This is a genomic window from Vibrio japonicus (assembly GCF_024582835.1).
In the GTDB taxonomy this organism is placed as follows: Bacteria; Pseudomonadota; Gammaproteobacteria; order Enterobacterales; family Vibrionaceae; genus Vibrio; species Vibrio japonicus.
The window spans coordinates 115,570-141,368 of record NZ_CP102096.1 but is presented as its reverse complement, the minus strand read 5'-3'; the positions used below and the strand labels follow the sequence as shown (position 1 = coordinate 141,368).

General features: G+C 45.2%; 31 protein-coding genes and 1 pseudogene. 8 read left to right on the top strand and 24 right to left on the bottom strand.

From position 1 onward, the window contains the following. Position 1: 1 nt before the first annotated feature. Both ubiA and NP165_RS00680 read right to left on the bottom strand, forming a co-directional pair. Positions 2-856 carry a 4-hydroxybenzoate octaprenyltransferase gene (gene ubiA, locus NP165_RS00685; protein ID WP_257084477.1) on the bottom strand — a complete coding sequence of 285 codons (855 nt, stop codon included), beginning with the start codon at positions 854-856 and terminating at the stop codon, positions 2-4. After that, a complete protein-coding gene (locus NP165_RS00680; protein WP_257084476.1) occupies positions 853-1,395 on the bottom strand; it encodes a chorismate lyase in 543 nt (180 codons plus the stop codon). Before NP165_RS00680 ends, ubiA begins: the two co-directional genes overlap by 4 nt. 165 nt (positions 1,396-1,560) lie before the next feature. Between NP165_RS00680 and NP165_RS00675 the strand changes: the two genes are divergently transcribed. Continuing rightward, positions 1,561-1,977 (top strand): flagellar basal body-associated protein FliL, encoded by a 417-nt coding sequence (locus tag NP165_RS00675; RefSeq protein ID WP_257084475.1) that lies wholly within the window; start codon positions 1,561-1,563, stop codon positions 1,975-1,977. Positions 1,978-2,035: 58 nt separating this feature from the next. Here NP165_RS00675 and glpG read toward each other — a convergent pair whose 3' ends face one another. The 6 genes from glpG to ftsY form a co-directional block, all read right to left on the bottom strand. Continuing rightward, entirely contained in the window at positions 2,036-2,869 is an 834-nt protein-coding gene (glpG, locus tag NP165_RS00670) for a rhomboid family intramembrane serine protease GlpG (RefSeq protein ID WP_257084474.1), read from the bottom strand. A gap of 9 nt (positions 2,870-2,878) precedes the next feature. After that, on the bottom strand, positions 2,879-3,205 hold the full coding sequence (gene glpE / locus NP165_RS00665; RefSeq protein ID WP_257084473.1) for a thiosulfate sulfurtransferase GlpE: 327 nt from the start codon (positions 3,203-3,205) through the stop codon (positions 2,879-2,881). Positions 3,206-3,617: 412 nt separating this feature from the next. After that, positions 3,618-4,475 carry an RNA polymerase sigma factor RpoH gene (rpoH, locus tag NP165_RS00660; RefSeq protein WP_257084472.1) on the bottom strand — a complete coding sequence of 286 codons (858 nt, stop codon included), beginning with the start codon at positions 4,473-4,475 and terminating at the stop codon, positions 3,618-3,620. A 166-nt stretch (positions 4,476-4,641) separates the two neighbouring features. After that, the gene (gene ftsX, locus NP165_RS00655; protein ID WP_257084471.1) at positions 4,642-5,610 is read right to left on the bottom strand and encodes a permease-like cell division protein FtsX; all 969 of its coding nucleotides are present in this window, start codon (positions 5,608-5,610) and stop codon (positions 4,642-4,644) included. Then, the gene (gene ftsE / locus NP165_RS00650) at positions 5,600-6,274 is read right to left on the bottom strand and encodes a cell division ATP-binding protein FtsE (RefSeq protein WP_257084470.1); all 675 of its coding nucleotides are present in this window, start codon (positions 6,272-6,274) and stop codon (positions 5,600-5,602) included. Before ftsE ends, ftsX begins: the two co-directional genes overlap by 11 nt. 26 nt (positions 6,275-6,300) lie before the next feature. Continuing rightward, positions 6,301-7,533, bottom strand: a complete 1,233-nt coding sequence (ftsY, locus tag NP165_RS00645; RefSeq protein ID WP_257084469.1) for a signal recognition particle-docking protein FtsY — start codon at positions 7,531-7,533, stop codon at positions 6,301-6,303. A 210-nt stretch (positions 7,534-7,743) separates the two neighbouring features. Here ftsY and rsmD point away from each other — a divergent pair, with 210 nt between their 5' ends. Both rsmD and NP165_RS00635 read left to right on the top strand, forming a co-directional pair. Beyond that, a complete protein-coding gene (gene rsmD, locus NP165_RS00640; protein WP_257084468.1) occupies positions 7,744-8,349 on the top strand; it encodes a 16S rRNA (guanine(966)-N(2))-methyltransferase RsmD in 606 nt (201 codons plus the stop codon). Between the two features lie 13 nt (positions 8,350-8,362). Next, positions 8,363-8,629, top strand: a complete 267-nt coding sequence (locus NP165_RS00635) for a DUF1145 domain-containing protein (RefSeq protein ID WP_257084467.1) — start codon at positions 8,363-8,365, stop codon at positions 8,627-8,629. Between the two features lie 78 nt (positions 8,630-8,707). Here NP165_RS00635 and NP165_RS00630 read toward each other — a convergent pair whose 3' ends face one another. From NP165_RS00630 to NP165_RS00615, 4 genes are all read right to left on the bottom strand, one after another. Beyond that, positions 8,708-9,292 (bottom strand): YhgN family NAAT transporter, encoded by a 585-nt coding sequence (locus tag NP165_RS00630; protein ID WP_257084466.1) that lies wholly within the window; start codon positions 9,290-9,292, stop codon positions 8,708-8,710. A 94-nt stretch (positions 9,293-9,386) separates the two neighbouring features. Continuing rightward, positions 9,387-9,623 carry a YecH family metal-binding protein gene (locus NP165_RS00625; RefSeq protein ID WP_257084465.1) on the bottom strand — a complete coding sequence of 79 codons (237 nt, stop codon included), beginning with the start codon at positions 9,621-9,623 and terminating at the stop codon, positions 9,387-9,389. A gap of 67 nt (positions 9,624-9,690) precedes the next feature. Next, positions 9,691-10,314: a lysoplasmalogenase gene (locus tag NP165_RS00620; protein ID WP_257084464.1), complete on the bottom strand. Its 624-nt coding sequence runs from the start codon at positions 10,312-10,314 to the stop codon at positions 9,691-9,693. Between the two features lie 941 nt (positions 10,315-11,255). Then, positions 11,256-11,624 carry a DUF4145 domain-containing protein gene (locus NP165_RS00615; RefSeq protein ID WP_257084463.1) on the bottom strand — a complete coding sequence of 123 codons (369 nt, stop codon included), beginning with the start codon at positions 11,622-11,624 and terminating at the stop codon, positions 11,256-11,258. 340 nt (positions 11,625-11,964) lie between these two features. Between NP165_RS00615 and NP165_RS00610 the strand changes: the two genes are divergently transcribed. Further along, positions 11,965-12,294, top strand: a complete 330-nt coding sequence (locus NP165_RS00610) for a DUF2500 domain-containing protein (RefSeq protein ID WP_257084462.1) — start codon at positions 11,965-11,967, stop codon at positions 12,292-12,294. Here NP165_RS00610 and NP165_RS00605 read toward each other — a convergent pair. The 7 genes from NP165_RS00605 to rhtB form a co-directional block, all read right to left on the bottom strand. Beyond that, on the bottom strand, positions 12,291-13,304 hold the full coding sequence (locus NP165_RS00605; RefSeq protein WP_257084461.1) for an acyltransferase: 1,014 nt from the start codon (positions 13,302-13,304) through the stop codon (positions 12,291-12,293). The genes NP165_RS00610 and NP165_RS00605 overlap by 4 nt on opposite strands. Positions 13,305-13,403: 99 nt before the next feature. Further along, complete coding sequence (gene arsJ / locus NP165_RS00600) at positions 13,404-14,624, bottom strand: organoarsenical effux MFS transporter ArsJ (protein WP_257084460.1); 1,221 nt, start codon at positions 14,622-14,624, stop codon at positions 13,404-13,406. Positions 14,625-14,702: 78 nt separating this feature from the next. Continuing rightward, positions 14,703-15,194: a cyclin-dependent kinase inhibitor 3 family protein gene (locus NP165_RS00595; RefSeq protein ID WP_257084459.1), complete on the bottom strand. Its 492-nt coding sequence runs from the start codon at positions 15,192-15,194 to the stop codon at positions 14,703-14,705. 11 nt (positions 15,195-15,205) lie between these two features. Then, a complete protein-coding gene (locus NP165_RS00590) occupies positions 15,206-16,207 on the bottom strand; it encodes an ArsJ-associated glyceraldehyde-3-phosphate dehydrogenase (RefSeq protein WP_257084458.1) in 1,002 nt (333 codons plus the stop codon). Between the two features lie 46 nt (positions 16,208-16,253). Beyond that, positions 16,254-16,595, bottom strand: a complete 342-nt coding sequence (locus tag NP165_RS00585; RefSeq protein WP_257084457.1) for a metalloregulator ArsR/SmtB family transcription factor — start codon at positions 16,593-16,595, stop codon at positions 16,254-16,256. Positions 16,596-16,707: 112 nt separating this feature from the next. Further along, on the bottom strand, positions 16,708-17,934 hold the full coding sequence (locus NP165_RS00580; RefSeq protein ID WP_257085525.1) for an EAL and HDOD domain-containing protein: 1,227 nt from the start codon (positions 17,932-17,934) through the stop codon (positions 16,708-16,710). 29 nt (positions 17,935-17,963) lie between these two features. After that, a complete protein-coding gene (gene rhtB, locus NP165_RS00575) occupies positions 17,964-18,581 on the bottom strand; it encodes a homoserine/homoserine lactone efflux protein (RefSeq protein ID WP_257084456.1) in 618 nt (205 codons plus the stop codon). Positions 18,582-18,664: 83 nt separating this feature from the next. Here rhtB and NP165_RS00570 point away from each other — a divergent pair, with 83 nt between their 5' ends. Then, a complete protein-coding gene (locus tag NP165_RS00570) occupies positions 18,665-19,666 on the top strand; it encodes an alpha/beta fold hydrolase (protein WP_257084455.1) in 1,002 nt (333 codons plus the stop codon). 104 nt (positions 19,667-19,770) lie between these two features. Continuing rightward, a complete protein-coding gene (locus NP165_RS00565; protein ID WP_257084454.1) occupies positions 19,771-20,598 on the top strand; it encodes a Cof-type HAD-IIB family hydrolase in 828 nt (275 codons plus the stop codon). A gap of 65 nt (positions 20,599-20,663) precedes the next feature. Here NP165_RS00565 and NP165_RS00560 read toward each other — a convergent pair whose 3' ends face one another. Next, positions 20,664-21,134 carry an EVE domain-containing protein gene (locus tag NP165_RS00560; RefSeq protein WP_257084453.1) on the bottom strand — a complete coding sequence of 157 codons (471 nt, stop codon included), beginning with the start codon at positions 21,132-21,134 and terminating at the stop codon, positions 20,664-20,666. A gap of 38 nt (positions 21,135-21,172) precedes the next feature. Between NP165_RS00560 and NP165_RS00555 the strand changes: the two genes are divergently transcribed. Together NP165_RS00555 and NP165_RS00550 are read left to right on the top strand one after the other, a co-directional pair. Then, positions 21,173-22,711, top strand: coding sequence for a COG3650 family protein (locus NP165_RS00555; RefSeq protein ID WP_257084452.1), 1,539 nt, complete (start codon positions 21,173-21,175; stop codon positions 22,709-22,711). Next, positions 22,712-23,317, top strand: coding sequence for a tRNA-uridine aminocarboxypropyltransferase (locus NP165_RS00550; RefSeq protein WP_257084451.1), 606 nt, complete (start codon positions 22,712-22,714; stop codon positions 23,315-23,317). On the opposite strand, the pseudogene NP165_RS20020 reads toward NP165_RS00550, so the two are convergent. From NP165_RS20020 to NP165_RS00530, 4 genes and pseudogenes are all read right to left on the bottom strand, one after another. Beyond that, positions 23,314-23,435 (bottom strand): annotated as a pseudogene (locus tag NP165_RS20020) (EAL domain-containing protein); the annotation flags it as partial. The gene NP165_RS00550 and the pseudogene NP165_RS20020 overlap by 4 nt on opposite strands. 14 nt (positions 23,436-23,449) lie before the next feature. Next, the gene (gene yigB, locus NP165_RS00540; RefSeq protein ID WP_257084450.1) at positions 23,450-24,172 is read right to left on the bottom strand and encodes a 5-amino-6-(5-phospho-D-ribitylamino)uracil phosphatase YigB; all 723 of its coding nucleotides are present in this window, start codon (positions 24,170-24,172) and stop codon (positions 23,450-23,452) included. After that, positions 24,172-25,110, bottom strand: coding sequence for a tyrosine recombinase XerC (xerC, locus tag NP165_RS00535; protein WP_257084449.1), 939 nt, complete (start codon positions 25,108-25,110; stop codon positions 24,172-24,174). The genes yigB and xerC overlap by 1 nt, the downstream gene beginning before the upstream one ends. Further along, complete coding sequence (locus NP165_RS00530; protein WP_257084448.1) at positions 25,073-25,777, bottom strand: DUF484 family protein; 705 nt, start codon at positions 25,775-25,777, stop codon at positions 25,073-25,075. The genes xerC and NP165_RS00530 overlap by 38 nt, the downstream gene beginning before the upstream one ends. Between the last annotated feature and the right edge of the window lie 22 nt (positions 25,778-25,799).

Here is a 25,799-nt window from a genome sequence, read left to right as displayed (position 1 = left end):
ATCATAAAAACGCAATTAACAATCCAATGGTGACAACCATTCCGACGTAATTATTATTAAGGAACGCTCTGAAACACAACTCTCGCTCTCGATGACGAATCAGATGTTGCTGGAAGACAAACAGAGCACCCGCAATGAGCAAACTCCAATAGTAGCTTGCACCTAGCTCGTACCACATACCTAAATAAATAAGCATCGCCAGTGTAATCAGTTGCAACGCTCCAATGATCATCTTGTCGAAACGGCCAAACAAGATTGCTGTCGACTTAATACCAATCTTCAGATCATCATCTCTATCAACCATGGCATATTGCGTATCGTATGCAATTGTCCACAGTGCATTAACGACGAAGACAAACCATACCATCATTGGTAGTTCATTCGACTGCGCCGCCCACGCCATAGGAATCGCCCAGCTAAATGCAAGACCAAGAAACAGCTGAGGAAGATGAGTAAAGCGTTTCATGAAAGGGTAGATAAAGGCTAAGACAATTCCCGCAAAAGAGAGTTGTATCGTCAGCGTATTCATTGTCAGCACTAACAGAAATGAAGCAATGCCTAACACCAAAAACAGCCCAATTGCTTCTTTCGAGGTCACCCTACCTGATGGCAATGGACGCTGAGCCGTTCGCTTAACATGGCCATCCACTTTTCGATCTGCAAAATCGTTAATCACACAACCTGCCGCACGCATAAAGATCACACCCAGAATGAACACAATCAAAATTTTAAGGTCCGGCACACCTTCCGCTGCCAAAATCAACGCCCAAAACGTTGGCCATAACAAAAGCAAAGTGCCGATTGGCTTGTCCATCCTCATTAATTGCCAATAAGCGTGTGCTTTGTCAGCAGTCATTCATTTTCTCCTTGTGTGTATATCGGTGCGGTCGGCAAAAACAATTCAGCAACCAGCATGGGTTTGTGGTTCATCCATAACCGAGAGCGACGTGCCAGCATCTTCCCGTCTGGCGTTTCAGCCCACCCCACTTGCAAGGCGTCTCGCTTTACGTTGTCGGTGCTGAACACAGTGAGACCCAAAGGAATATCCCCTTGCTGAGATAAATCATGCTGCTGATCTTGCATCGAAGACTGAGGGATCAAGGTTCTTCCCAAAACCCAAGCTTCGCCATCCCCTTTAAGGACAACTTTGCGCAGCAAACAAGATTCGCGTGCTAACAGCTCGATCTCTTGAGCGTTGAGCTTTTCCGCTTTGACAATTTTATTGTGCACGAGATCGACGGTCAGGTCTTGGCAGTAAGTTTTTAATAATCGCGATAACGACCCTTGTTCCTTCGCCCACTTTTCAGAAATTTGGCTCGGAAACACAAAGTCTGCTGGGTCTTGCCAACTTACTTGGCGTAGCGCAGATAAATAAAGCGCAATCAATTGATTCATATTAATATTCAATAAGTCGCTCTATCGTCGTAGAATAAAGCTTCGCTCTGAAGTGTTAACCACTCCATCGAGTACTTAACGCATTTTGATTACAAATAGATGCTCTATTGTAACAAGAGTATGGCGATTCGAGTATCGTGATTGGAAGAAAGAAAAGTTATAAATATGATGAAACGTTACCTAACCCAAATATTTACCGTTTGGGCAATGTTGATGAGCCTTCCATCCATAGCGTTAGCGGAGGGAGAACAAGTCCCGCAGTTGGCGTATTTCACACTTGAACCAGATCTGACGACTAACTTTTACACTAAAGGTAAAAAGCTAGGGTACATCCAAGTGCGAATTGATGTGATGGTCGCAAGCGAAGCTGATCTTGCGGTAATTGAGCTACATCAACCTTTAATTCGAGATGCAGTTATCGAGCTGCTGGGGCAACAATCTGAAGATACGATAACGTCACTAGCAGGCCGTGAAGATTTACGTAAAATCTTAGTTGAAAAACTCAATGCTTCACTACTACCGGAAACGGGCAAAACCGTCATCGCAGATTTGCTGTTTACCAAGTATTTATATCAACAATAAAACCAGCTACAAATCCAGTACATCGTAAAAATAAAAACAGCGGCCGAAACCGCTGTTTTTATTTGTATTTCGCTTTACTGGCGTCGAACAACCCAATAACGATACCCGAAATTAGCCCGACCAAATGCGCCGTGTTTGCTATCGCCATAAACGGCTGAATAAAACCAAGAACAAGCCAAACGAGCATAAAGCCTATGATAGGCTTTGGCATACTCAATCCAATTTGTGGCGCTTTATAGCCAAGCATCCATAAATAGCCGACGAGTGCGTACACTACCCCAGACAATCCGCCAAAATTTGCGCCTTCGACCCAGGACTGACCAGCCCCAGAAAATGCAGCGGAAACGACAAACAATTGCAGCAGCTTTTTAGAACCAAGGCGCTGCTCTATGTCACCACCGAGTTGCCACCACCAAAGCAAGTTGAACGCAATATGCATAACAGAAAAGTGTAAAACCGCATGGCTCAACCAACGCCAAAGTTGCCACTCCTGCCCCGAAGATGCTGGAAAATGCAAAGCTGAGAACACAGCGTTGCTCGCTCCGATTTGCAATAAAACAAAGATCGCACTACAAATCGCCATAATCGCGAGGGTAAACGGACCAGCTTTTGCCTTTACCATTGCCATCATACTTGGAGACTCGTAACTGAAATTGCTTGTACGCGTATCAGCCATATCCCAAGACGCCGCTTGATACTTAGTTGCGGTGGGGTTTGCTAAGAAATGCTCTAGCTCCGCTTCTACCTCAATTCTGTACTGCTCATCGCCAAGCCAAAGCGCGAACTGACCACCACCCTCAGGCATCATCTGGATATCAATATGACGAGAGGCCATATAGTCAATAAACGCTTGAGCCATACGAGGATTCGATAAAGTGATCAGTCTTACCATAAATTCATCCTAAGGAGTGTTGGATTCAATCGGTAACTCAGCTCTTTGCCAAGCTTCAAAGCCACCATCTACACTATACACCTGCTCAAAGCCTTGGTTAACCAAATATTGAGCAGCACCTTGGCTGCTGATTCCGTGGTAGCACATCACCAAAACAGGCTGTTCAAATTCAACCTCGTCCATAAAACTCACAATCGAGTCATTGGTTAAGTGAAATGCGGATGTCGGATGAGCCACTGCAAAAGATTGTGGGTCACGGATATCAACCAATCGTGCTTCACCTTGCTCTAGCAGTGCCTGAGCAGCAGTAACATCTATATGTTGGAACTGGTCCATTTGTGTCTCTCTAGATACTTAATTATGTGCTGCCATTGTAACCTATCCAGTGCTTACAAAGTACACTGGGTTAATATGGTTATCCACCATGGTTTATTTTTTCACCATCTGTGGATAATGTTGTGGATTGCGTTGATAAAGTGGTTTTATAAAAATGGATCCACTATATGTAGTGATGATCCTTATTTTTTTGTGTGTAAATAAGAAAGTATCCCCACGCCAAAACGAAAGGCAAGGCCTTTATTCACCCTGTTTTCTGACAGATAGCAAAGAAATTTATCACAGAGTTATCCACAGAATGCCATGTTCGTTACGATCCACAAATGCACTAGTTAAAATCAATATCTGATCACAAACAAAAAAGCCGAGACCCTATTGATCTCGGCTTTTAAACATTCAAACTTGCAGACGCTTAGAAATCGCCTACTGCAGTTTTCAATTTCTTCATCGCATTCTTTTCAAGCTGGCGAATACGCTCAGCAGACACACCATACATTTCGGCTAATTCTTGCAGTGTTGCTTTTGTATCATCTAGCCAGCGAGAACGGACAATGTGCTGGCTCCGTTCGTCTAAGCTCGCAAGAGCCAAACTCAAACGATTATTGGTATGTGCTTCCCAGTTATCCGCTTCAATATTGTCAGCCACGTCCGAAGATTTATCTTCTAAATACAGCATTGGTGCAGTGTAAGACGATACTGAGTCATCATCGTCACTTGGCATCTCAAACGTTGCATCCTGAGCCGCTAAGCGCGATTCCATTTCTCGTACTTCAGAAGGCTCAACACCGAGTTCTCTCGCCACGGTCTCTACTTCACCGTTATTGAACCAACCTAAACGCTTCTTTGATTTACGAAGGTTGAAGAACAATTTTCGTTGAGCTTTGGTTGTCGCAATTTTTACGATGCGCCAATTGCGGAGTACATACTCGTGGATCTCAGCTTTGATCCAGTGAACAGCAAATGAGACAAGACGCACGCCCACTTCTGGGTTAAAGCGTTTTACCGCCTTCATTAGACCAATATTACCTTCTTGGACTAAGTCGGCCATAGGTAGACCATAACCAGAATAACCACGAGCGACATGCACAACAAAACGTAGGTGCGAAAGGATCAAACCTTTTGCCGCCTCAATTTCACCGTCGTAATGTAGTCTTTCAGCAAGTCCACGCTCCTCATCAGCGGTCAGCATAGGGTAACTGTTCACTGTGCGGATATAGCTGTCTAAGCTATCTTGTGTAACTACTGCCATTGGATATGCTTGGTTAGCCATTCAGTTCCTCATCAATCTCTGATCTGGAGTATTTTTAACCTATCAATCTTGAACTCAAAATGAACAAGATTCAAGCTAAGGAAGTCATTATGCATAAACATGTCGTTTACACAATACATCATTAAACTCTAGCTTTTAAATTTTACACCGGTAAGACACACGTAATTTAAACTGGTTCAATTTCTTTTAAATGACGCTGAGCAGACACTTTCGCTGCGAGGCAGCCAAGGAATGTACCTAACATCAACAATAATAAACTTTCATCCCAGTTAAGGCCTACAAGCCTGAAGTGACTATCATAAAGTAATGCGAGCTTCTCGACACTGGTGTTAAGCAAAACTGTGATTACTGCTGTAACCACCCATGCCAATAGCGCACCAAGTAACCCAAACCACATGCCCGAATAAAGATAAGGACGCAGAATAAAGCTGTTGGTTGCACCAATAAGCTTCATGGTTTGGATTTCATCTTTATTCGCCAGAACGTTAAAGCGCAGAGTATTACCAACGATCAAAAACACCGAGCCTAGCATCAAAATCGATAGCGTGATGACTATGCCACCCACCAAATTTTTTATTGCATCTAAACGCGCTAGCCAATCTTCATCCAATCGAACATCGGTAATGTCGTCTTCTGCCCTAACTTTGCTCGCAAGTTGCTGAATCGCTAGCTTGTCTTCTGAACTCGGAGTGATCACTAACACACCTGGAAGCGAATAGTCATCCAGTAGCGAGATTGCTTGTTCAAACCCAGAGTATTGGCTTAAATCATCCAGCCCTTGCTGGGGGGAGATATACTCGACTTTGGCTACTTCAGGCATGGTCTCTAGGTTGTCCTTGATAACCATGATTCTCGCCTCAGATGTTTGCTCAGCAACATAGCCACTAATCTGAGATGGGCTGGTCACATGAGATGAAGCTACCGATAAGTTTTTCCCCAACAAGTACAAAGCCGATGGCATCGCTAGCGCCAATGAAATAACGGCTAAGGTTAGTAAGTTACCTAATGGTCGTTGAGCCAACGCAACCAAAGCCACTTTCGCTTGTTTGAAATGAACCGTTAAAAAGTTGTCTCGTTTAACACGATTAGCAGTACGCCCTTTAGTGGGTTTTCGGTTACGAGTATTAGTGGCCATAGCCTTCCACCTCACTTAAAAAGCCCTGGTTCAATTCTAGATGACGGTACTGTGGGCGAGTGTTCACTAACCCTAGATCGTGCGTAGCCAAAAGGATTGTCACACCCGCTCGGTTAAACTCTTCAAACAAGTTCAAAACACGACTTGAAAGCTCAGGATCTAAGTTGCCCGTCGGCTCATCGGCCAGTAACAAAGTCGGACGATTCACAACAGCACGTGCGATCCCCACCCTTTGCTGCTCACCACCAGAAAGTTGGCTGGGTAAGCACTTTGCTTTATCCAACAAGCCAGTTTTGTCCAAAGCGGCCGAGACTCGTCGTTTAATCTCATTTTCTGATATCGATTCGATACGCATTGGCAGCGCAACGTTATCGTACACAGAACGGTCCATCAGCAAGCGATGATCCTGAAATACGATACCGATATTACGGCGCAAAAACGGAATATCTTTACTCGGGATACGGGTAATGTCGTGATCATTAAAGCTAATCTTGCCATCTGTTGGACGTTCTATTGCACAAATTAACTTAAGTAGAGTACTTTTTCCGGCTCCAGAGTGGCCACCTAGAAAAGCCATTTCACCACGTTTAAGATGAAAATCGACTTTTTGCAGTGCCTGACGGCCACCACGGTACGCTTTACTAACTTGCTGAAACTTTATCACCCGCTATTCCTCTTACCGAGCCACTTTTAGTCTTCGCGACTAAACAATGCGTCAATAAATTCTTGAGTTTCAAATGGACGTAAATCATCAATCCCTTCGCCAACACCAATATAGCGAATTGGAATCTGGAACTGATCTGCAAGTGCGAAAATAACACCACCTTTAGCAGTACCATCGAGCTTAGTCAGGGTAATACCTGTTAACGGAGCAACATCGCTAAATAGTTTGGCTTGGCTAATTGCGTTTTGCCCTGTCCCCGCATCAAGCGTAAGCATGATTTCGTGTGGAGCCGAGTTATCAACCTTCTTCATTACGCGGACAATCTTACGTAACTCTTCCATCAAGTTCGCTTTGTTCTGTAAGCGGCCTGCGGTATCGGCGATGACAACATCAATGCCTTTTGCTTTTGCCGACTCAATCGCATCGTAAATCACTGATGCACTATCCGCACCTGTGTGTTGCGCCACCACAGGAACGTTGTTGCGCTCGCCCCAAACTTGCAATTGCTCTACTGCTGCAGCACGGAACGTATCGCCAGCCGCCAGCATCACAGACTTACCTTCTGCTTGGAATTGCTTCGCTAATTTACCAATGGTAGTGGTTTTACCTACACCATTTACGCCAACCATCAGGATCACATAAGGTGCTCTCGTGCAATCGACTTCAAGTGGCTGCTCAACTTTAGACAGAATGTCTGCCATTTCTTCTTTTAGCAGGCCATACAAAGCTTCACCATCTTTCAATTGTTGACGAGACGCTTTTTCCGTCAGGTTTTCGATGATCTTGAGCGTAGTATCCATGCCAACATCGGCAATAAGTAGCTGCTCTTCCAATTCTTCAAATAGGTCATCATCGATCTGCTTGCCTTTAAACAAGCCAAAGAAACCCGCGCCAATGTTCGCCTTGGTACGAGCTAAACTGCGTTTCAACCGTGCGAAGAAGCTCTCAGTTGGTTTCTCTTGTTCTACCGCGCGAGGTTCTGGCGTTGGCTCTGGCTGAACCTCTACTACCTCAGCCACTTCTGCTTCTGCTTCTGCTTCTGCTTCTGCTTCTGCTTCTGCTTCTGCTTCTGCTTCTGCTTCTGCTTCTGCTTCTGCTAATTTAGTGTTTTCGTCTTGTTGAGGCTCTTCAACTGCTTGCGCTTCTTCTGCGACTTCTTCTACCTGACTTTGTTCTTTTTCTTCAACAGGTTGTTTTGCCTGGTCTTCATCACCAAAGCCAAGCCAAGAAAGTAATCCGCGCTTCTTTTTTTCCGTCATCTGGGGATATCCTAGATTGTCTTATATTTATTCTGGCCCTTTTCGATAGGGGATCCCCCTATGCAGAAAAGAGAAATGACAACAGAGTGAAAAGTTTCCTGCGTAATAGCTATGGTATACACTCTGTCATCAACGAAATTTGGGCTGTACTCAGAGCTTAAGTGCTGAGCGACTGGGTATAGTATCACTTTATTAGCGGTCAAAAAATCTATGGTAAGGCGTCGCCAGCAAAACACATCACAAAAAAAGCCATCAACTGGCTTTGTACGAATTATTAGCGGCTTATGGAGAGGTCGAAAACTTCCGGTTCATGATGCAGAAGGTCTGCGCCCAACCACTGACCGTGTGAAAGAAACGCTGTTTAACTGGTTGGCTCAGGACGTGCCTCGCGCAAAATGTTTAGACCTGTTTTCAGGTTCAGGCGGACTGGCTTTTGAAGCAGCCTCCAGACAAGCTGAAATGGTGACAATGATTGAGCTGAACCCTAAAGCGTTTAAGCAAATAGAGCAGAATATCAACGCCTTGAAAGCAACCAACATAAAAGCTCACAACACCGACGCGCTCACCTTCCTCAAACAACAAGGTGAACCGCAAAATGTGGTGTTTATCGATCCGCCGTTTCGTAAAGGGTTACTCACAGAAACCGTTAGCCTACTGGAAGAAAATGGCTGGCTCGCCGATGACGCTATGATTTATATTGAGACAGAGAAAGAACTGGCTCTGGAAAGCATACCAGCACATTGGCATCTCCATCGAGAAAAGACCGCCGGACAGGTGTGTTTCCGCCTATTTGAACGACAAAATACTACTCATTAATCAGGAAGTCGCAATGAAAGCATTACTGTTATTAGCAAAAGCCGCGATTGGCTTTGTTTGGCTGGTATTACTCTTAAACATCTTTATGCCGTTTCCGGGCAAAGCTGCTATCGCTCTCTACATTATGGCGGCTTTCCTATTCATCATGCACGGTTTGCAGATGCTGATCTTCGTCGGCGCGTTTGGCGATAAAGTCAAAATGAGCAGTTGGGAGAAATGGTCGATTCTTATCTTCGGCATTTTTGCCTTACTAGACATTCGCCGAAAGCACATGGTTTAAGCCATGCATTAAAGGCCCTCATTTAAATAAAAAACGCCGCTAACGTTAGCGGCGTTTTTTTATTCTATCTATTGAGATTTACCCCATGTAACTCTTCACGCCATCAAGGAACATCTGAGTCGAGATCATAATCAACAACAGTCCCATCAAACGTTCAACCGCTTTTAGGCCACGCTCACCCAATATACGATGGAAGAAGTTGTAGAACATCAGGATGATAAACGTTGCGCCCCATGCCAGTAACACGGCTCCAGACAACTCCATAAGTTTATCAGGGTGCTGGCTCGACAATAGCAACAATGCAGCAAGAACAGATGGCCCTGCGATCATCGGAATCGCCATCGGGACAATAAACGGTTCTTCACCTGCGGCAAGACCAGTAATACTACCTGCACTTGGGAAAATCATCTTAATCGCGATAATAAAGAGAATAATACCACCAGAAATACTCAGCGTTTCAGGTTGAACATGTAAGAAGCCCATAATGCTCTTACCTGCGAACAGGAATAACATCAAAATGCCAAGCGCAAAAAACAGCTCTCGGATAAGAATCTTACGTCGACGCTTTGGATCTAAGTGCTTTAAGATGGAAAGGACGATAGGAAGATTGCCAAGTGGATCCATGATAAGAAAAAGCATGGTTGCGGCAGAAAGAATGTCCATGAATTAGCCTCCACAGCCGATAAGCTAGACAAGTTGGATAGAAAACCGACGGAGTATAGCAATCCTACTGAGTAATTTGGAGGCAAATCAAGAGTTAGTGATTACACACTCGCGCCGCATTCGCGATCCATTTTCCTTCCGACTGAATGATTTTTTCTCGTTTGATGAAAAACGCCAATAACGAATCCAAATCAAACCCTGAAAGCTTACAGGTTCTAAAGCGAACATTTTCCCCAAACTCCGTCGCCACCATTTGACGAAGCTCGGACTCACTCATTGGTTTCTCTTTCAAGAAATTCAGTACTACATGGGCGTGGATTTCTGTAGTCATTGCTATTTTCTCCAGTCACATAACGATGAGTAGAGAATAAGAGAAATACGACTGGTTAACTTTGATTTTAGATAATCAATGTCGCAGTAATTAACGAGTGAGCAAGTAAATAGCTACCACTGATGATGTAACGGCCATAAGCGATTGGGTGACGATAATCATGTACCGCCAATAAGCCAGCAGACAAGGTCAGCGTTAGCGTTCCAATAAAACCGACCAAACTCGCTAACGTACCAGAAAATAACCAAACTTCACCTGCTGCCCAATTTAGCTGCACCAACATCATGCCCATTATGACAACCGGGAAGAGTAACTTGTCGAGTTTGGGTAGCATCAAGAAGAAGACAACAATCCCTATCGCCAATAGCATCGCCGGTAACCACCAGACAATTTTACCGGATAGTTGAGTCCAAAACGACGTGCTATAGCAAAGCTGGCCTGCAATGTAAGAAACAAAACACAGCTTCTTTTGCTTGTTAAGAATGTAGAGATTATCCGCAAGAAGAGAAACCAAAAGCCCAAGAGTGATCCACCAAGCCGAGAGACCTAAAGGCGCTCCCTGGCTCCATAACATGGCCACCAGCATTAACATCGACAATGTTTTAAATGCTGCAGCTTGTGTCTTTTGATTGCTTTCACTAGCAGAAATACTAATAAAACCTGATAACGCGACTGAAAGCCAGCTCCACATGAGATCACCTCTTTTAAACTGAGTCGCCAGTGTATGGAGGGTTATCTGGATGTCCAGAACCGAAAAGCAAAACTTGGATCTCGATTATGCTTCTTAACGTTCAAGGTTGTAGACGTATGTTTTGGCTATTCTCGTTATGAGAAACACAAATCTCTACGCCAAACAAGCATTTCATTTTAAAAAGCAAGAATATTGAGCCATAGAAGCCGAAGACTCAAAAATCCATAAAAAAACAAAACCAAACCACCACCCAGAATAAGAACAACAAAAAACACAAACAAAAACAAAGCATTATAAACAACAAAGGAGTGACAACAAAAAACCATCCATTAATAAATCGATAAAACCCTCCTTCTAAAACTTATCCATTTAAGAACCTTTCTCAAGAGATGAGAATTACACGAAAAAACAAAAACAATAACCAGCATAAGCACACCAAGACAACACTAAGCGCCAAAAGGCAAAGAAACATTAATGCAACATTAATGGAATTAAAATATACTTAATTAAAAACAATGACTTATAAGCTTATGATCTAAAATCAGGACACTTTTCAACCATAATAAAAATGAGTAAAAAACGAATAACATTACTTATATATGTAAAATAGACGTAAGTATTCTGACAATTTTAAGCATTACAAAAAGAATCACTTGATCAAACACCAAAAGTACTGATATTCTAATTTACATAGAATCAAACATCACTAAAGGAGAGCAGTGTTATGATTACTTCTTCACAAAAACAAGGACTTGTAATGATCGCGGTTGTTGTTGGCCTAATGACACTGCCGATGATGTACTAGTCAAATCACAAAAACAAAAAGGGACGCCAGTGCGTCCCTTTTTGTTTTTTCGAAGAATTTCCGAACAAAACCTGTTTAAATCACAGACATACATCTAAATTTTAAACAATTTAGAAAAGCGTGACTTTCTAGCGGTTTACTCGAAATGGCTAGATAAAACATCCCAATGTGCATAGTAGAAGAATAATGCCGCCGTCGTGATCAAAAGCATAAGTGCTATGGCGACACGCCAAATGAAGCGACTACTTCTTGGGGTCAGCTCTTTTTCACAGTCATCACATACCGAGAAAAACTCTCGCCGATTTTCAAGCTTAAAGTCATCTTCATGCACTACCTTATTCCTGATGGTCGCAATAAAACGAAGCTTCCTGATAACGTCATGTGGTAAACGCTCTTCACAGCTGGTTATGAGCTGATGCAGCCCCTTCCCTTCTGCGTGATATTGGATACGCAATAACTTTTCTATTTTACGCGTTCGCATGACCACTTGTTCGATATCAGACATTACTTACCTCCCTCACTAGTAAGTCTAGGGGCGTGAACAGCCCGCTTCCAGCTCCCATCGCCAAATTCATCGGCTCAAACTTCCTCTACCGTACATACCTAACCCGTGCTCTGAGCACACTAGTTACTGAGTCATGAAATCTCACAACTTCAGTGTTTTATTTAACCTATATGAATCAATCACTAGCTGTATCAGCATACTGACAATTCTCCATTTCCCATGTGATTTGCGTCTAAGAAACTCAATTAGGCGCATATTGAATTGCCACACAGTCGTCCTAAACGCCTTTTCAAATAAAAATTAACGCTAGAATATCGCTCACTTAAAGGGAGGATCTGACATGCCAATTTCAATCATCATTGCTATTTTGCTTTTTATTCTGGTGAGCGCATGGGCATTCATCCACTTTTTCCGTAAACATCTGCAAGGACAAGGTGCGCCTGAACAATCGGTTAATGTGGTTGTCCTAGATAAGCAGGCAATAGACATTCCCGATGCGTCACCAGGTCAAGACGAGCAAGAGTATTGGATATATGTTCAAAAAGGGCGATTAGGCCCTAAACGCGAATTTCAGGTTGGCGTGCACTACTTCCACGCACTTAATCCGGGCGATCAAGGCGTACTGACGTATCAAGGCGATAAGTTTCTGCATTTTGCAATGAAGCGCTAGGGTAAAAGCCAACGCGTTATTTTTGATCGCGAGAGAATCCAGCTCACGGCCAACGCTCCTCCACCACTTATCACAACCCATACAGGGATCACCCATACAGGGTGGCCCTCGTACCAACCGTAAGCTTTCATCGGCCATAGAAAGATTGGGTGCAACAAATAAATACCCAGACTGTGCTGACTAATCAAACTCACGATACGGCTGACTGATGGCTTGAGTCGCTCCCCAAAGTAGCGACAAAGCATAAAGATCATGCTTGCCGCCAAAACAACATTGAGGGTTTTATACGACAGCCAGCGACCCACCGTGTATTTTTCTGCAGCAATACTGTTACCCACCACCATGTAGACAGTCAGTGCCAGAGCTAAAGCCCCTAACAGAGTGAAAACAGTTAGCGTCTGAGTCGTTGATGGAATTTTCTTCCATAGCAGATAACCAAGAGGTAAGTACCCACTATATAGCCAAAGTTCGACACTCCATGGCCCGTCATAGCCAAACAAATAGAACATCGTCGTCACCAGCCAAATGGCCACAAAGACAAACAGTGTTGTGTCATCGCGATTTTTGACCAGCCACTGGAACATCGGAATGACAAAATAGAGTGGGATAAAATAGTAAAAGAATCCCAAGTGGTAATAGGTTTCGTGGGAAAACGCGTTCACTAACACATCTTGCGCGATCTGGCTGTCAAAGCCGCTGGCACTCCAACCCGATAAATACGCATAAAAAAGTGACCAAATGACAAATGGGATCAGTACCTTACCTAACCTTCTTTTGACGTAGTAGGACATATCAAAGGGTCGGTTATCACTTAACATCAATGCGCCTGTGATAAGAATAAACACTGGCACAGCCCAACGAGTCACGCTGTTAGTTGCCACAGCCGTAAACCACTGGTCAAAAGGAATAGAGCCCAGTTCGTGCCGATACGGAGCCAATACATGAATGGCTATCACCGCAACAGCCGCCACGCAGCGTAGCAAATCAAAAAACTGAACCCTTTCTCTCATACCGACACCTTTCCCTATCTACCCAAAAACTATAGCAATAAAAAAGCTGACTCAGGAATAGCCCGAGTCAGCTTTAGGTTATGAATATGTCTGTGAATTTTAGGCCGTTGCGGGTTGAGTCACCTTAGGCAGTTTGATCGAAATGAGCGTCGTCAGAGCCAGAAAAGCAAAAGAAACCCACAAACACGCAGCTAAACCCGCAATCTGGAATATCCAACCGGAGAGAATGGTCCCGATTAGGCGTCCCATCGCGTTTGCCATGTAATAGAATCCCACATCAAGGGAAACACCATCACCTTTGGCATAGCTAACGATCAGATACGAGTGCAACGATGAGTTCACTGCAAACACCGCACCGAAGATCATCAATCCCACCACTATCACTAACTGAGGCTGCCAGCCAATTTGTACTGCGTAAGCGATTCCTGCCGTGATGACAGCCAGTAGCCCGGCCCATAGCAACGCGGCGCTGCCATCTGGGACTTTACCTTGTGCTTTCCCGGTGATCTTAGGCGCGATGCCCTGAACAAACCCGTAAGCAATCACCCAACTCGCCAGAAAACCACCCACCCATAGGTGATCCCAGCCGAACACACTGCCCAGATAAACGGGAAGCGCGACAACAAACCAAACATCTCGTGCGCCAAACAGGAACATTCTCGCGGCAGATAAGATATTGATTGAGCCAGACTTAGAAAAGATCTGATTAAACTTAGGCTTGTTCTTGGCTTTTCCCATATTGCTTTCAAGGCCAAGAAGGCTGCCAATAAATACCAATGCCAGCACACCTGCCATAAGTAAAACGGCATACTTAAAGCCCACCAGCGACAACAATAGACCGCCGATAAAAAAGCCAGCACCTTTAAGCGCGTTTTTGGAACCGGTCAAAATCGCGACCCATTTGTAAAGCGAGCCTTGTTGTTCATCGGGAACCAGCGTCTTAATAGAGCTCTTTGCGCTCATCTTATTGAGGTCTTTTGCAATACCCGACAATGCCTGAGCTGCCATGACCCAAGGAATCGTGAGCCATACATTAGGTACCGCTAGCATCAACAGCGCGATGATTTGCATCGCTAAACCTAAGTTCATCGTCTTGTTCAAACCAAGACGAGCCCCCAGCCAGCCACCAATCAGGTTCGTCACCACACCAAAGAATTCATAAAAAAGGAACAGTGAGGCGATTTCGAGAGTACTGTAGCCAAGATCGTGGAAATAGAGCACGACCAACATTCGCAGTGCCCCATCGGTGATCGTGAAGTTCCAATAGTTGAACGTCACCAACATGTATTGGCGTACACTTTTGCTTAGATTTGAGAACATGATGATCCTACCTGTTCTATATTCCTGTGCAGGTCCCAGAGCTTTTGGACACCCATGATCCAAAAGCTCTGCTTCTTGCTATTTTTCAGCAGCCTGCTGGATGTAATCAACCTGAACAGATTTGGTAAACGCTCCCGGACGCAGTGCTTGCACTTCACGTACGATGTCATCTAACTGCCAATCTTTTTCTAGCAACAGATGCGCGGCCAGCAACCCTGTGCGACCAGAACCACCCATGCAATGCATTGCGACTTTGCCACCGTTATTAATCACCTGGTGTAGCTCTGGGCTGGCTTGTTTCCACTTAGCCGCAAATTCAGCGCCCGGCGCACGGTCATCTTCAATCTCAATCTGAAACCACTTCATCCCCAGTTGCTGCGTTTTTTCACCCAGCTCAGAGACGCCTTTGCTTGCCAGCTCTTGCTCATCAAGCGCGGTCACTATCGCCTCAACACCTTGCTGCTTTAGCTGAGTTAACGCCGTATCTAGATCAACGTCTTTAGTTCCTGGGCAAGGAGTCAGTACTAACGCACCAGAGTCTACATTTAATTGCCATGTTGGATGTGTCATGCTCTCTCTCCTTATGCCAAACCGACGTTGCGAACAAGCTCAGCCGTGCGTGTTGCATAGCCCATCTCGTTATCGTACCAAGCGTAAATCTTCACCATACGGCTACCCACCACCATGGTTGATTGTGCATCAACAATCGTTGAACGCTGATCGCCTTTGTAATCGATAGAGACCAGAGGGCGCTCTTCAAAACCAAGAATGCCTTTTAGCTCACCTTCAGACGCTTCTTTTAGCAGTGCGTTCACTTCTTCTGCTGTGGTATCGCGCTTCACATCGAAGATAATGTCAGTCAAAGACGCATTCGCTAATGGTACGCGAACCGCGTGACCGTTGATTTTGTCTTGCAGCTCAGGGAAGATTTCAACGATGGCTTTCGCTGAACCTGTCGTGGTTGGAATCAGGCTCATTCCACACGCGCGAGCACGACGTAAATCTTTATGTGGCGCGTCCAGAATCGTCTGCGTATTGGTTAGGTCATGAATGGTGGTAAATGACGATTGCTCAATACCCAGTTTCTCGTGAATCACTTTCACAACAGGCGCAATACAGTTTGTGGTACAAGAAGCCGCAGTCACGATCTTATGGATTGCCGGGTCAAAGATGTGGTCATTCACACCCACCACGATGTTTGCCACACCTTCTTCTTTCACTGGAGCAGAAACCACCACGCGCTTTACACCTTGCTCTAGGTATTGGTTCAGGAACGATGTCTTACGGTGTACTCCTGTCGCTTCAATCACCACATCGCAGCCAGACCAATCAACGGCAGAAATTTCTTTCTCTTGAGTTGTTTTAACCACTTGACCGTTAATCATGATCTCATTGCCTTCAGACTTCACTTCGTGGTGCCAACGGCCTTGTACTGAGTCGAATTCAAGAAGGTGTGCTAGCGTTGCTGCATCACCAGCCACGTCATTGATTTGCACAAATTCTAACTCTTCCCAGTCAAACGCTGCACGTAGTGCTAAACGTCCAATACGGCCAAAACCGTTGATACCTACTTTAATCGTCATAACTCTATCTCTTCCATTTCAAATTGTTTGTTTCAATCTATTCAAATCACTGACAACACACAGGGCGAGCCTGCATGGTATGAAGTCTTTCTATATCTTGCTGATACTCGGTTTTCAGGCAGTTTGATGCGACCAAGTCATCGATCAGCTTTCTCATCCAGCCGGGCAAATCCGCGACAAGGCGATAGAACACCCACTGGCCCTGGCGAACATCAATAAGAATTCCGCTTGAACGCAGCTGCGCTAAATGACGTGAGACTTTTGGCTGACTTTCTTGCAAGGCTTCTGTCAGCTCACCCACCGACAGGCATTCTTCACGCACGATCAGCATCAAGCAGCGAACGCGAGTCTCATCAGAGAGCAATTTAAAAAACTGGTGAGGTAACATAAACATTCTCATATATGGATATGCGTATATATTTAATTAAAAGAAGAAAGAGATCAATCCAGTCGGATTCATTGTCACAAAAGATTCATGTGTGGGGTGTGAGCGATAACGTCTAAACGACGCTGTTCAAGTCGTGGCTCCAACGCTGCGCTTGTGTCAGTTTCAGTAAGACTTCGTTGACCGACAAGTTGAGCTGGTGACAAGCCGACTGCAATCCTTGCCAATCAGCACGCTCATAGCACTCTTCAATGCCCAGAAGCACACCGTATGGACCTTGACGTTGCAGTAATGCCTGTTTGATGACTGAATTCAGAGGTAATTCAGAAACAAGCTCACTTAATGAACTATCCAATAACGCATCCAGCATAGAAAACAAGCCGATAAGAAACGCCTGATCTCGGTACTGACTAAAAGGGTTTGAGCTTGCCATCAGTTGAAAAAACTGCGCTCGCTGCAAAGACAGGGTATAGAGCTCTTTCGGCTTGTTGGAAGAAACAAACGAAGCCACTGCCAGTGACACAAATATCTTCAATCTATCCTGACCTAGATAGATAAGCGCCTGACGAAAAGAAGAAATCGTCACTTCCAGTCGATCAGACATCGTATTCACGAAACGGAGTAGCTTGTACGAAAGCGACACGTCCTTCGCCACAATCGCTTCCACTTTTTCAAAATCGACTTCTGACTTACACACCTCAGCAAAGAGTTCCATCGCAATGAGGTGCTCAGGGCTAAGGTAGCTTTGCCGACTGATGACTGGCTTACTGAAAAAATAACCTTGAAACAAAGAGAAACCAGCAGAGCGCGTAGCGATAAACTCTTGTTCTGTTTCTACTCTTTCCGCCAAGAACTTGCGTTTGGTGCCTTTCGACAGGCGATCTTTAACCAAGTCACACGCCGCGTCTAGCCCCATCGCCATAATGTCCAGTTTAATTATTTGGACAAAAGGCAGAAAGCGTTCCCATTCAGGGCTGTAGACAAAGTCGTCCAGTGCAATGAGATACCCTGAGCGGCTGATTTCTTTAATCGCTTCAAACAACTCATCGTTAGGTATGCAAGTCTCCAGAACTTCCACCACAATTTTATTCTTGGGTAGAATCAGAGGTAATCGGCGAATAAGGCTTTCATGCGGAAAATTAATAAAACAGCGAGAGCTGCTGAGCGACGGATTCGTCCCCATGGATAAGAAGTTTTCGACAATCAGACGATACGTCGCTCGGTTGGAGTCAATATGCGTGGGATAGGCGTTACTTTCCCCATCACGAAACAGCAATTCGTACCCTAACGTTTGCCGTTTTGCATTGAGAATAGGCTGCCTTGCTACATATGTTTCACGCATAAATTGCTGCATTCATTACCTTTCACGAATTATGCTTTCGCCGAGGCAAGGAGCGCACCACAGCCAACAAACATTGAACCAAAAAGTTTGTTCACTTTGCTCATTACCTGTTCAGAACGAATAAAACGGCCTAATCGTGACGCGAGTGAGGTGTAACCCAACATCACTATCGCATCAATTAGAACCGTTGTCAGACCTAATACCGCAAACTGAGTCAGCTGGTCTTTAGCTGGATCGATGAATTGCGGAAATAACGCCACTAAAAAGACGATAGACTTGGGGTTCGTCAGATTAATCAATACGGCGTTCTTCATCAAGGTCAAGCTAGATAAACCTTGAGCCGCTTCAGAAGTCGATATCTCTGATTTATCGCGCCATTTTTGAATGCCTAACCAGACCAAATACGCTGCCCCAATCCATTTGATGGCGCTAAAAGCAAACGCAGATTGTGCAACCAAAGCACCAATGCCAGCCCCAACCAAAGTGATGTGAATCGCCAAACCAATCTGTAGACCAGCAATGGCGGCAAGTGAGCGGCGAGTGCCATAGCTAATACCGTTACTGATTGAATTGACTGTCCCTGAACCGGGAGCAAGGCTAAAAACAATGGCTGTGACCACATAAGCCAGCCAAACATGCATTTCCATGGCGTTTTCCTCTCGACTAAAATGTGTCGGACACACATAATTTAGCTTAGTTTAAGAAATAGTACTCTAGGCTATCCTTGTAAATGAATATTTCGAGTTCCATAAATCCAATTCCTTATACTCAAGAGCCAGATTTTGAGCAAGCAATCAATGACCGCATAAGCAGCTTTTGGCAATCTCGAGAAGAAGGATTTATCAAGTCCTTCGATAAAACCAATCTATTTTGGATCAAGCTGTCGAATCCGGAGCATCGAAAAGCCATTGTAGTTGTTAACGGTCGCATTGAATGCACGTGGAAGTACCAAGAATTGTTTTTCGACCTTTTCCAACAGGGATACGATATTTATTCTTACGATCACCGTGGTCAAGGGATGTCAGATCGACTGATCGAAGATAAAGAGATGGGTTATGTCGAAGAGTTTGCAGACTACGTGAAGGATTTGGATGTTTTAGTTCGTTACTTTGACCTAGAGCATTACGACCACTGCTATCTGTTAGGCCATTCTATGGGTGGCAACATCGCCACACGCTATGTACAAACCTATCCAAAGCATCCATTTAGCGCTATGGCATTAAGCGCGCCTATGTTTGGTGTCAACTTACCTTGGCATTTAAAGCCTGTCGCATGCTTTCTTGGTCAGTGCCTTACTGCGTATCATCCCAAGCCTACCTTTGCACCAGGCCAAGTTGCCTATTTTCCCAAGCCATTTGAAGGCAACTTTTTGAGTCAAAGTTCTATTCGTTACCACTGGTTTCGTGACTTATATGAGCAAAAACCTGAACTCAAAATTGGCGGCGCTAGTACTCGCTGGGTGTGGCAAGGGCTGATGTCTTCCAAGCAGTGCATTCTGATGACAAGACATATTCAAATCCCATTACTGCTGCTTCAAGCCAGCGACGATCAGATCGTCTCCAACGCACATCAAATGCAATTTATTAAAAAGTTAGCTAAAACCAATGCACACTGCGCAATGAACATTGTCTATGGTGCGCGTCATGAACTGTTATTCGAAACAGACGAGTATCGAAACAAAGCATTGGATTCTATTGTTCAGTTCTTTTCTCCCCAACTTTCGCAAAAATAGGAAAAGGCAGAGGGTGATCTTTACCCTCTTTTTCCCCTTTCCAATAAAGTACACTATTCCCTCAACCCCACTTGGGTCGATCTATTCATAATTACGAGGGTAATATGAGCGAAACACGCAAAGACACGCCATTCCGCATTGTCGCTTCCGATCTTGATGGAACATTGCTGGCACCTAACCACCAGCTCAGTGACTTTTCCAAGCGAACGCTAAAAGAGCTGCACAATAAGGGCTATACCTTCATCTTTGCGACCGGACGCCATCATGTCGACGTGGCTGGGATCCGAGAGATTTCTGGTATTCCAGCCTATATGATTACCTCTAACGGCGCGCGCGTTCATGACCAAAACGATCAGCTGATGTACAGCAAGAATGTTCCTCAAGAACTGGTCCAGCCCGTGATCGACACGATCAAAAACGATCCAGAGATTTTTATCCACATGTATAAGAATGAGGAGTGGCTACTGGATCGCGAAGACGAAATGCTGGCTAAATTCCACAGTGAATCTGGCTTTAGTTATACGCGCTTCAACTCAAGCAATGCACCGACTGATGGGATTGCGAAGATCTTTTTTACTCACCCTGCGCATGATCACGAGCATTTGGTGACATTTGAAAATAAACTTCGCGAAGCGTTTGGTGACAAGCTGAATATTGCCTTTTCGACCCCATGGTGTCTGGAAGTGATGTCTGCTGGCGTATCTAAAGGAGATGCGCTACACGCAGTCGCCCAGTCTCTCGACCTCTCTCTTGAAAACTGCATTGCGTTTGGTGATGGCATGAACGATGTTGAAATGTTATCAATGGCAGGCAAAGGGCTGGTCATGGGGACGTCTCACCACAAGGTAAAAGCCGCCCTGCCAGAGAATGAAGTGATTGGCAGCAATGAAGATGACGCTGTCGCGCACTACCTGCATACGCATTTATTCTAAGACATAGCGAACCCGATCCTATCTGGGCAGCATTTGCTGCCCTTTTTGTTCTCTCTGATTTATAGCTATCTCTGACTTGGTAGCTTTTCTTTCAACAGAATCGCCTGCCACTCTTCCTCGCTAACAGGCATGATAGAAAGGCGATTACCGCGCTTTACCAAAGGCATATTTTCTAGTTCAGGCATTGCTTTCATGACAGACAACGAAATCAAACGTTCGGTTTTACGGACAAATTCAATGTCCACCATCACCCAACGTGGATTATCTCGGGTTGATTTGGGATCGTAGTACGCACTTTCTGGGTCAAAAGCAAAGTGATCAGGGTACGCTTCTTTTATCACCCGAGCGATGCCCGCAACACCCACTTTCTTGCAAGATGAGTGATATATCAGCACTAAATCGCCTTCTTTTATCTCATCTCGCATCATGTTTCTCGCCTGATAATTGCGCACCCCTTCCCAACATGAAGTCGATTGCGTGCGAAGAGTGTCAATTGAGAAAGTGTCTGGTTCTGTTTTAAATAGCCAATATGCCATAATAACTTCCGAGAGATTGAAATTGAGGAAGATATAACATGAAGGCGCTGCAAAACCCAGCCGTGCTAGCTACTTTGTTAGCGATTCAGGCATGCTCGACCACGGCCATAAAAGAAGAAAGCTCTACAATAAAACCACAAGCGACACTGGACAATCCAAGTTCAGTGAAACCGCAAACCTTCGTGATGCGTGGGCAAATCGTACTGGGCCACGAAGTACGCTCAATTACCCCTTGTGGTAGCCAAACTCAGTATTGGCTCGATCTTCCTCAGGACCGATTTCAACAAGGGTTAACCCTAGTCCGCTCCCCCTATGCTCCACTTTATGGTGAAGTCATCGGTCACCTGAAGAGAGCAGAGAACGAGGGCTATTCGGCCGATTACACCGCGCAATTCGTTGTTGACCAAATCAATATCCTCACCGCAGAAAATCCAGCCCGCTGCGCCTTACCAGAAGCGCCCACAAAAGCCTTTGGTACAGAACCGTTTTGGTCGGTCAGTTTTGAACACGAGAGTATCGTCTTTAACAAGCTAGGAGAGGAAAAGCGCACATTAACACTCACCTCGAGTCACATTGAAAACGACGAGCGACGTTATCAATTTGAAGGTAGGCATCTTGAGCTCACACAACGTAGCTGCAAAGACGGGATGAGTGACAGTCTTTACGGTTGGACATCGAACTTGGTGTTAGATGGCAAAACGTACCAAGGCTGCGCAACCTTATCGAACCATGATGCTACTCAGGACTGGTCAGCCGATTACCAGGCCAAAGCAACCAAAGGAACACCGTTTAGTGTCACCATGAACCTGAAGCCTGATCATACCGCTCAGACAACCTATAGCTACCTAAGTGGTGAAGCAGATACGGTTGAGAAAGGATTCTGGCAACAACTCAACCCAGACCAAATTCAAGTGGTCGGTACGCAGCTTCAAGGACAACCTCTTAACTCAGAACGTATCTATACGCGTGATGGCTATGAGCTGACGACTAAAAAAGAGAAAGTAGGAGATGTTGTATACGACATCGCAGACGGTGGGGTGACGCTCTTTCAATCGAAGCAAACACTGAGTTACGCGGAACAACCCGCCATACCACGTGAACTAACGGCTGAAAAAATCCCATCCAGTGCGGACTTTAATCCCAAAGTCGACCGCGCACTGCGAGAATACTTCAGAATGCACAAAACCGATCCAACAGGTACTCGCTACCGTTGGCTTACTTACGATCTCAACGGTGATGGCAACAAAGAACTCTTAGCCCAACTCGATTGGTGTGGTTCTGGAGGCTGCACCCTACTCATTTTTGAAAATCATGAACAGAAATGGCGCTTTAACAGCCGTATTAGCTTAGTGCGCACACCCATCAATCTGGGAAAATCAGCCAGTGAGTCATGGCAGGATTTAGTGCTGTTTGTTAGTGGTGGGGGCGCTGTTCCCAACCAGCACATTCTAAAACACAATAACATTAGCTATCCGCTCAACCCAAGCGTAGCGCCAGTCGCGAACTACGATGAAATCAGTGAGGTACAACTTTTCTCGGATGGGCTAACTCCTCATCAAGGTGGAGTGACCCTTTAAATGGAGTCACAAACGCCATGCCCAGGTTGTGGCCTGTCATTTAACTGCGTGTGTCAATGTATCCCTAAGCTGGACATTGACGCACATTTCGCTTTGTTGATGCACGAAAATGAGCTAAGTCGTGATACCAATACAGGTCAATGGCTGCTCGCGGCAATTCCGTCATCCAGTCGACACATCTGGCAGCGTAAGTCACCTTGCAGCGAGTTGATGAAACTGCTGGATGATCCAAGTGTTATGCCCTATTTGCTGTTTCCCGGTGAAGAGAGCATTGCCGTCAGTGACGCAAAGAGAATCGCGCTAAATACGGAAAAGAAGAAGCCTTTGTTCTTGATACTTGATGGCACATGGCAAGAAGCCAAAAAGATGCTTCGAAAAAGCGCTTGGCTACAGACGCTGCCATTAGTGCATATAAACCCAAGCCAAAACTCCGTATACCAACTGCGTCGAAATCAAAGTGATGGTCATCTATGCACACTGGAAGTCGGTGCGGAAGTGATAAGAGAATTAGGTGACGCGGAACAAGCCGATCGCTTAATGCAATTTTTTACTCACTACATGCGAGTATTTCAAGCAGACAAAAGCGGCCACCCATTTCAAAACTAAAAGAGGCGTGTCGGCTCCGCAAGGTAAAGCCCTGTAGGTAGTCGATACCCAAATCTTCAGCCACATAACAAACGTCTTGGTTATGCACAAATTCCGCGACGGTTTGCGCGTTCATAATCTAGCAGAAATGACTTATCTCTCAATAAAAAGTAACAATTCTTTCAGACATCTTACCTCAACGTCTGGCAGCACTTTTGCTTTGACATGGCTAAAAATGTCCTGCTGTTCTCCATTAAACCAGCAGGATGAAAAACCACTATTCTTCGCGCCGATGACATCCGTCACTAAATGGTCTCCGACGTGAAGTATTGATTCTTTAGGTAATTTTAAGTGATGCGCCGCTTTATCAAACAGCTCTGTGTGTGGCTTTGCGTAACCATCAGGACCCGCTTTTAAGACCGCGGAGAAATAAGGATCAAGCCCGATTCTCTCGACGTCTACATTGCCATTTGTGATAGCGACGAGTGGAAGTCGAGCAGATAGCTTTTGCAACACCTCATGCGCCGTTTGTGGTACGGAGAAGTTGCTGCGCAAACGTAAGACCTCTTCGATAGCCTCAGTTGCCGCTTGTTCCGCTTGCTTAGGTTCATAGCCTAAGAGTGATAATCCGCGTTCAATCTGTTTATAACGCCACAAAGTCACGTCGTTGGGTAACCATGTATCTTCTTGGGCAACTTCTCGCTTAATGTGATACCACCAGCTTAACGGCTTGATCGCAGAAATAGGATGATACTTATGGAGCCACGCCACCATCTGGGCTTCAACCTGACGTATGATCGGACGATTGTCATAAAGAGTGTCATCCAAATCAAATGTCATGGCTTTAATTGGGCCTAGGTGACGATAGAACTGCATCAGTCTTTTCCTTTCTTTTTTGCTCTTGGGTGTGCTTTGTCGTACACCTCAGCTAAATGTTGAAAATCAAGGTGAGTATAGATCTGTGTGGTCGAGATGTTTTCATGACCTAACAACTCTTGAACCGCCCGTAAATTACTGCTCGACTCTAGGACATGCGTTGCAAATGAATGGCGGAGTTTGTGTGGACTAATGTGGCTCGCCACAGACTGCTTTTGCCCCCACTCTGCCATACGCTTTTGAACATTGCGATGTGATATCCGAACGCCGAGTTTAGAGACAAACAACGCCGGTTCATCAGGGTTTGCCAAGCTTCCCCTAACCTTCAGCCACTTCCCTACCCACTCCGCAGCCATGCCAGAAAACGGGACTTTACGCTCCTTATCCCCTTTACCTACCACTCTCAACTCACCGGACGACAATCGGACGTCTTTGACATTCACACTAACCATTTCAGCCAGTCGCAATCCAGCGCCATACATCAATTCCATCATGGCGCGATCACGAATGGATAACGGGTCTGATTCGTCGATCTCAAGAAGTTGCCCCACTTCATCCACATCAAGGTTCTTGGGCAATGGGCGCTTTTTACGAGGTGCTGAGACACCTTTTGCCGGATTAGCGCTCATTTCTCCGCGCAATATCAAAAAGTCGAAAAAACTGCGCAGGGACGATAGCCGAGTCGCAAGACTGCTGGCTTTCATACCGTCTCGCATCCCTTTACTTGCCAGTTGTCGTACCCAGCCAGCATCCACCTGTGACCAATCCTTCAATCCAAGATGGACAAGGTGTTGGGCCATGGTTTCTAACTGTTGTTTGTAATTTCGTTGAGTATGTAAGCTTAGCCCCTTTTCACTTCGTAGGTATTCATAGAAGCGTTCCAGAGGCTTTTGTAGGCTTCTAGGCAGAGGTGCTGCTGATTCGTTTGTCTTGTTCATTCTGCCAAGGAAGAGTTTGAATTAAGTGAGAAAGTACCAGTGCGAGATGACGCAAAAATAAAGTGTCCATATGTGGCTGGAAGTGCCCACCATCTTGGCTAGAAAATGCCAAAATGCCTTGCTGAGATTTACCGGATAGAGGTAACACGACATAGGATCCCATCTCGGGTGCATGTGTGCTTTCTCCAAACAGCAGATCGCGGTCAACCTTGCGCATACGACCAAGGTACGCACTTTTTCCATTCAAGTGGTTGGTAGAGAAACGCTGAAAGTCTTCTTTTTTCAGTTTGTAATGGCTCAGTTCGCTATTAAATAGGCGAACATAGGCCACCAAGCCGAGAGATTTCGCCATTTCTTCTATCGCTTTCACCACATCAAGCAACGAGCCACATTTCAGAATGCGCTCTTGCAAGCTCATAAACTCATGAAACGTTTTATCGTTACTTTTGGCCAAAGACATAAGAGCGGTAATCTCTTCCTCTAGCTCTGCAATGCGTTGGCGTTGGCGGTTCATTTGCACGTGAACCAGTGAAACCGCTCCCTGCTCTTGATGTGCCAATGCCAGCCGATCCACGAGTTCAGGTCTTGCCTTAAAAAAATCCGGTCGTTCGCTTAAATACTCTGCCACAACCTCTGCGGTCAGCGCATCTTCTTCCACTAGAGACACTTCTATTCCTTCGTTCATCTTA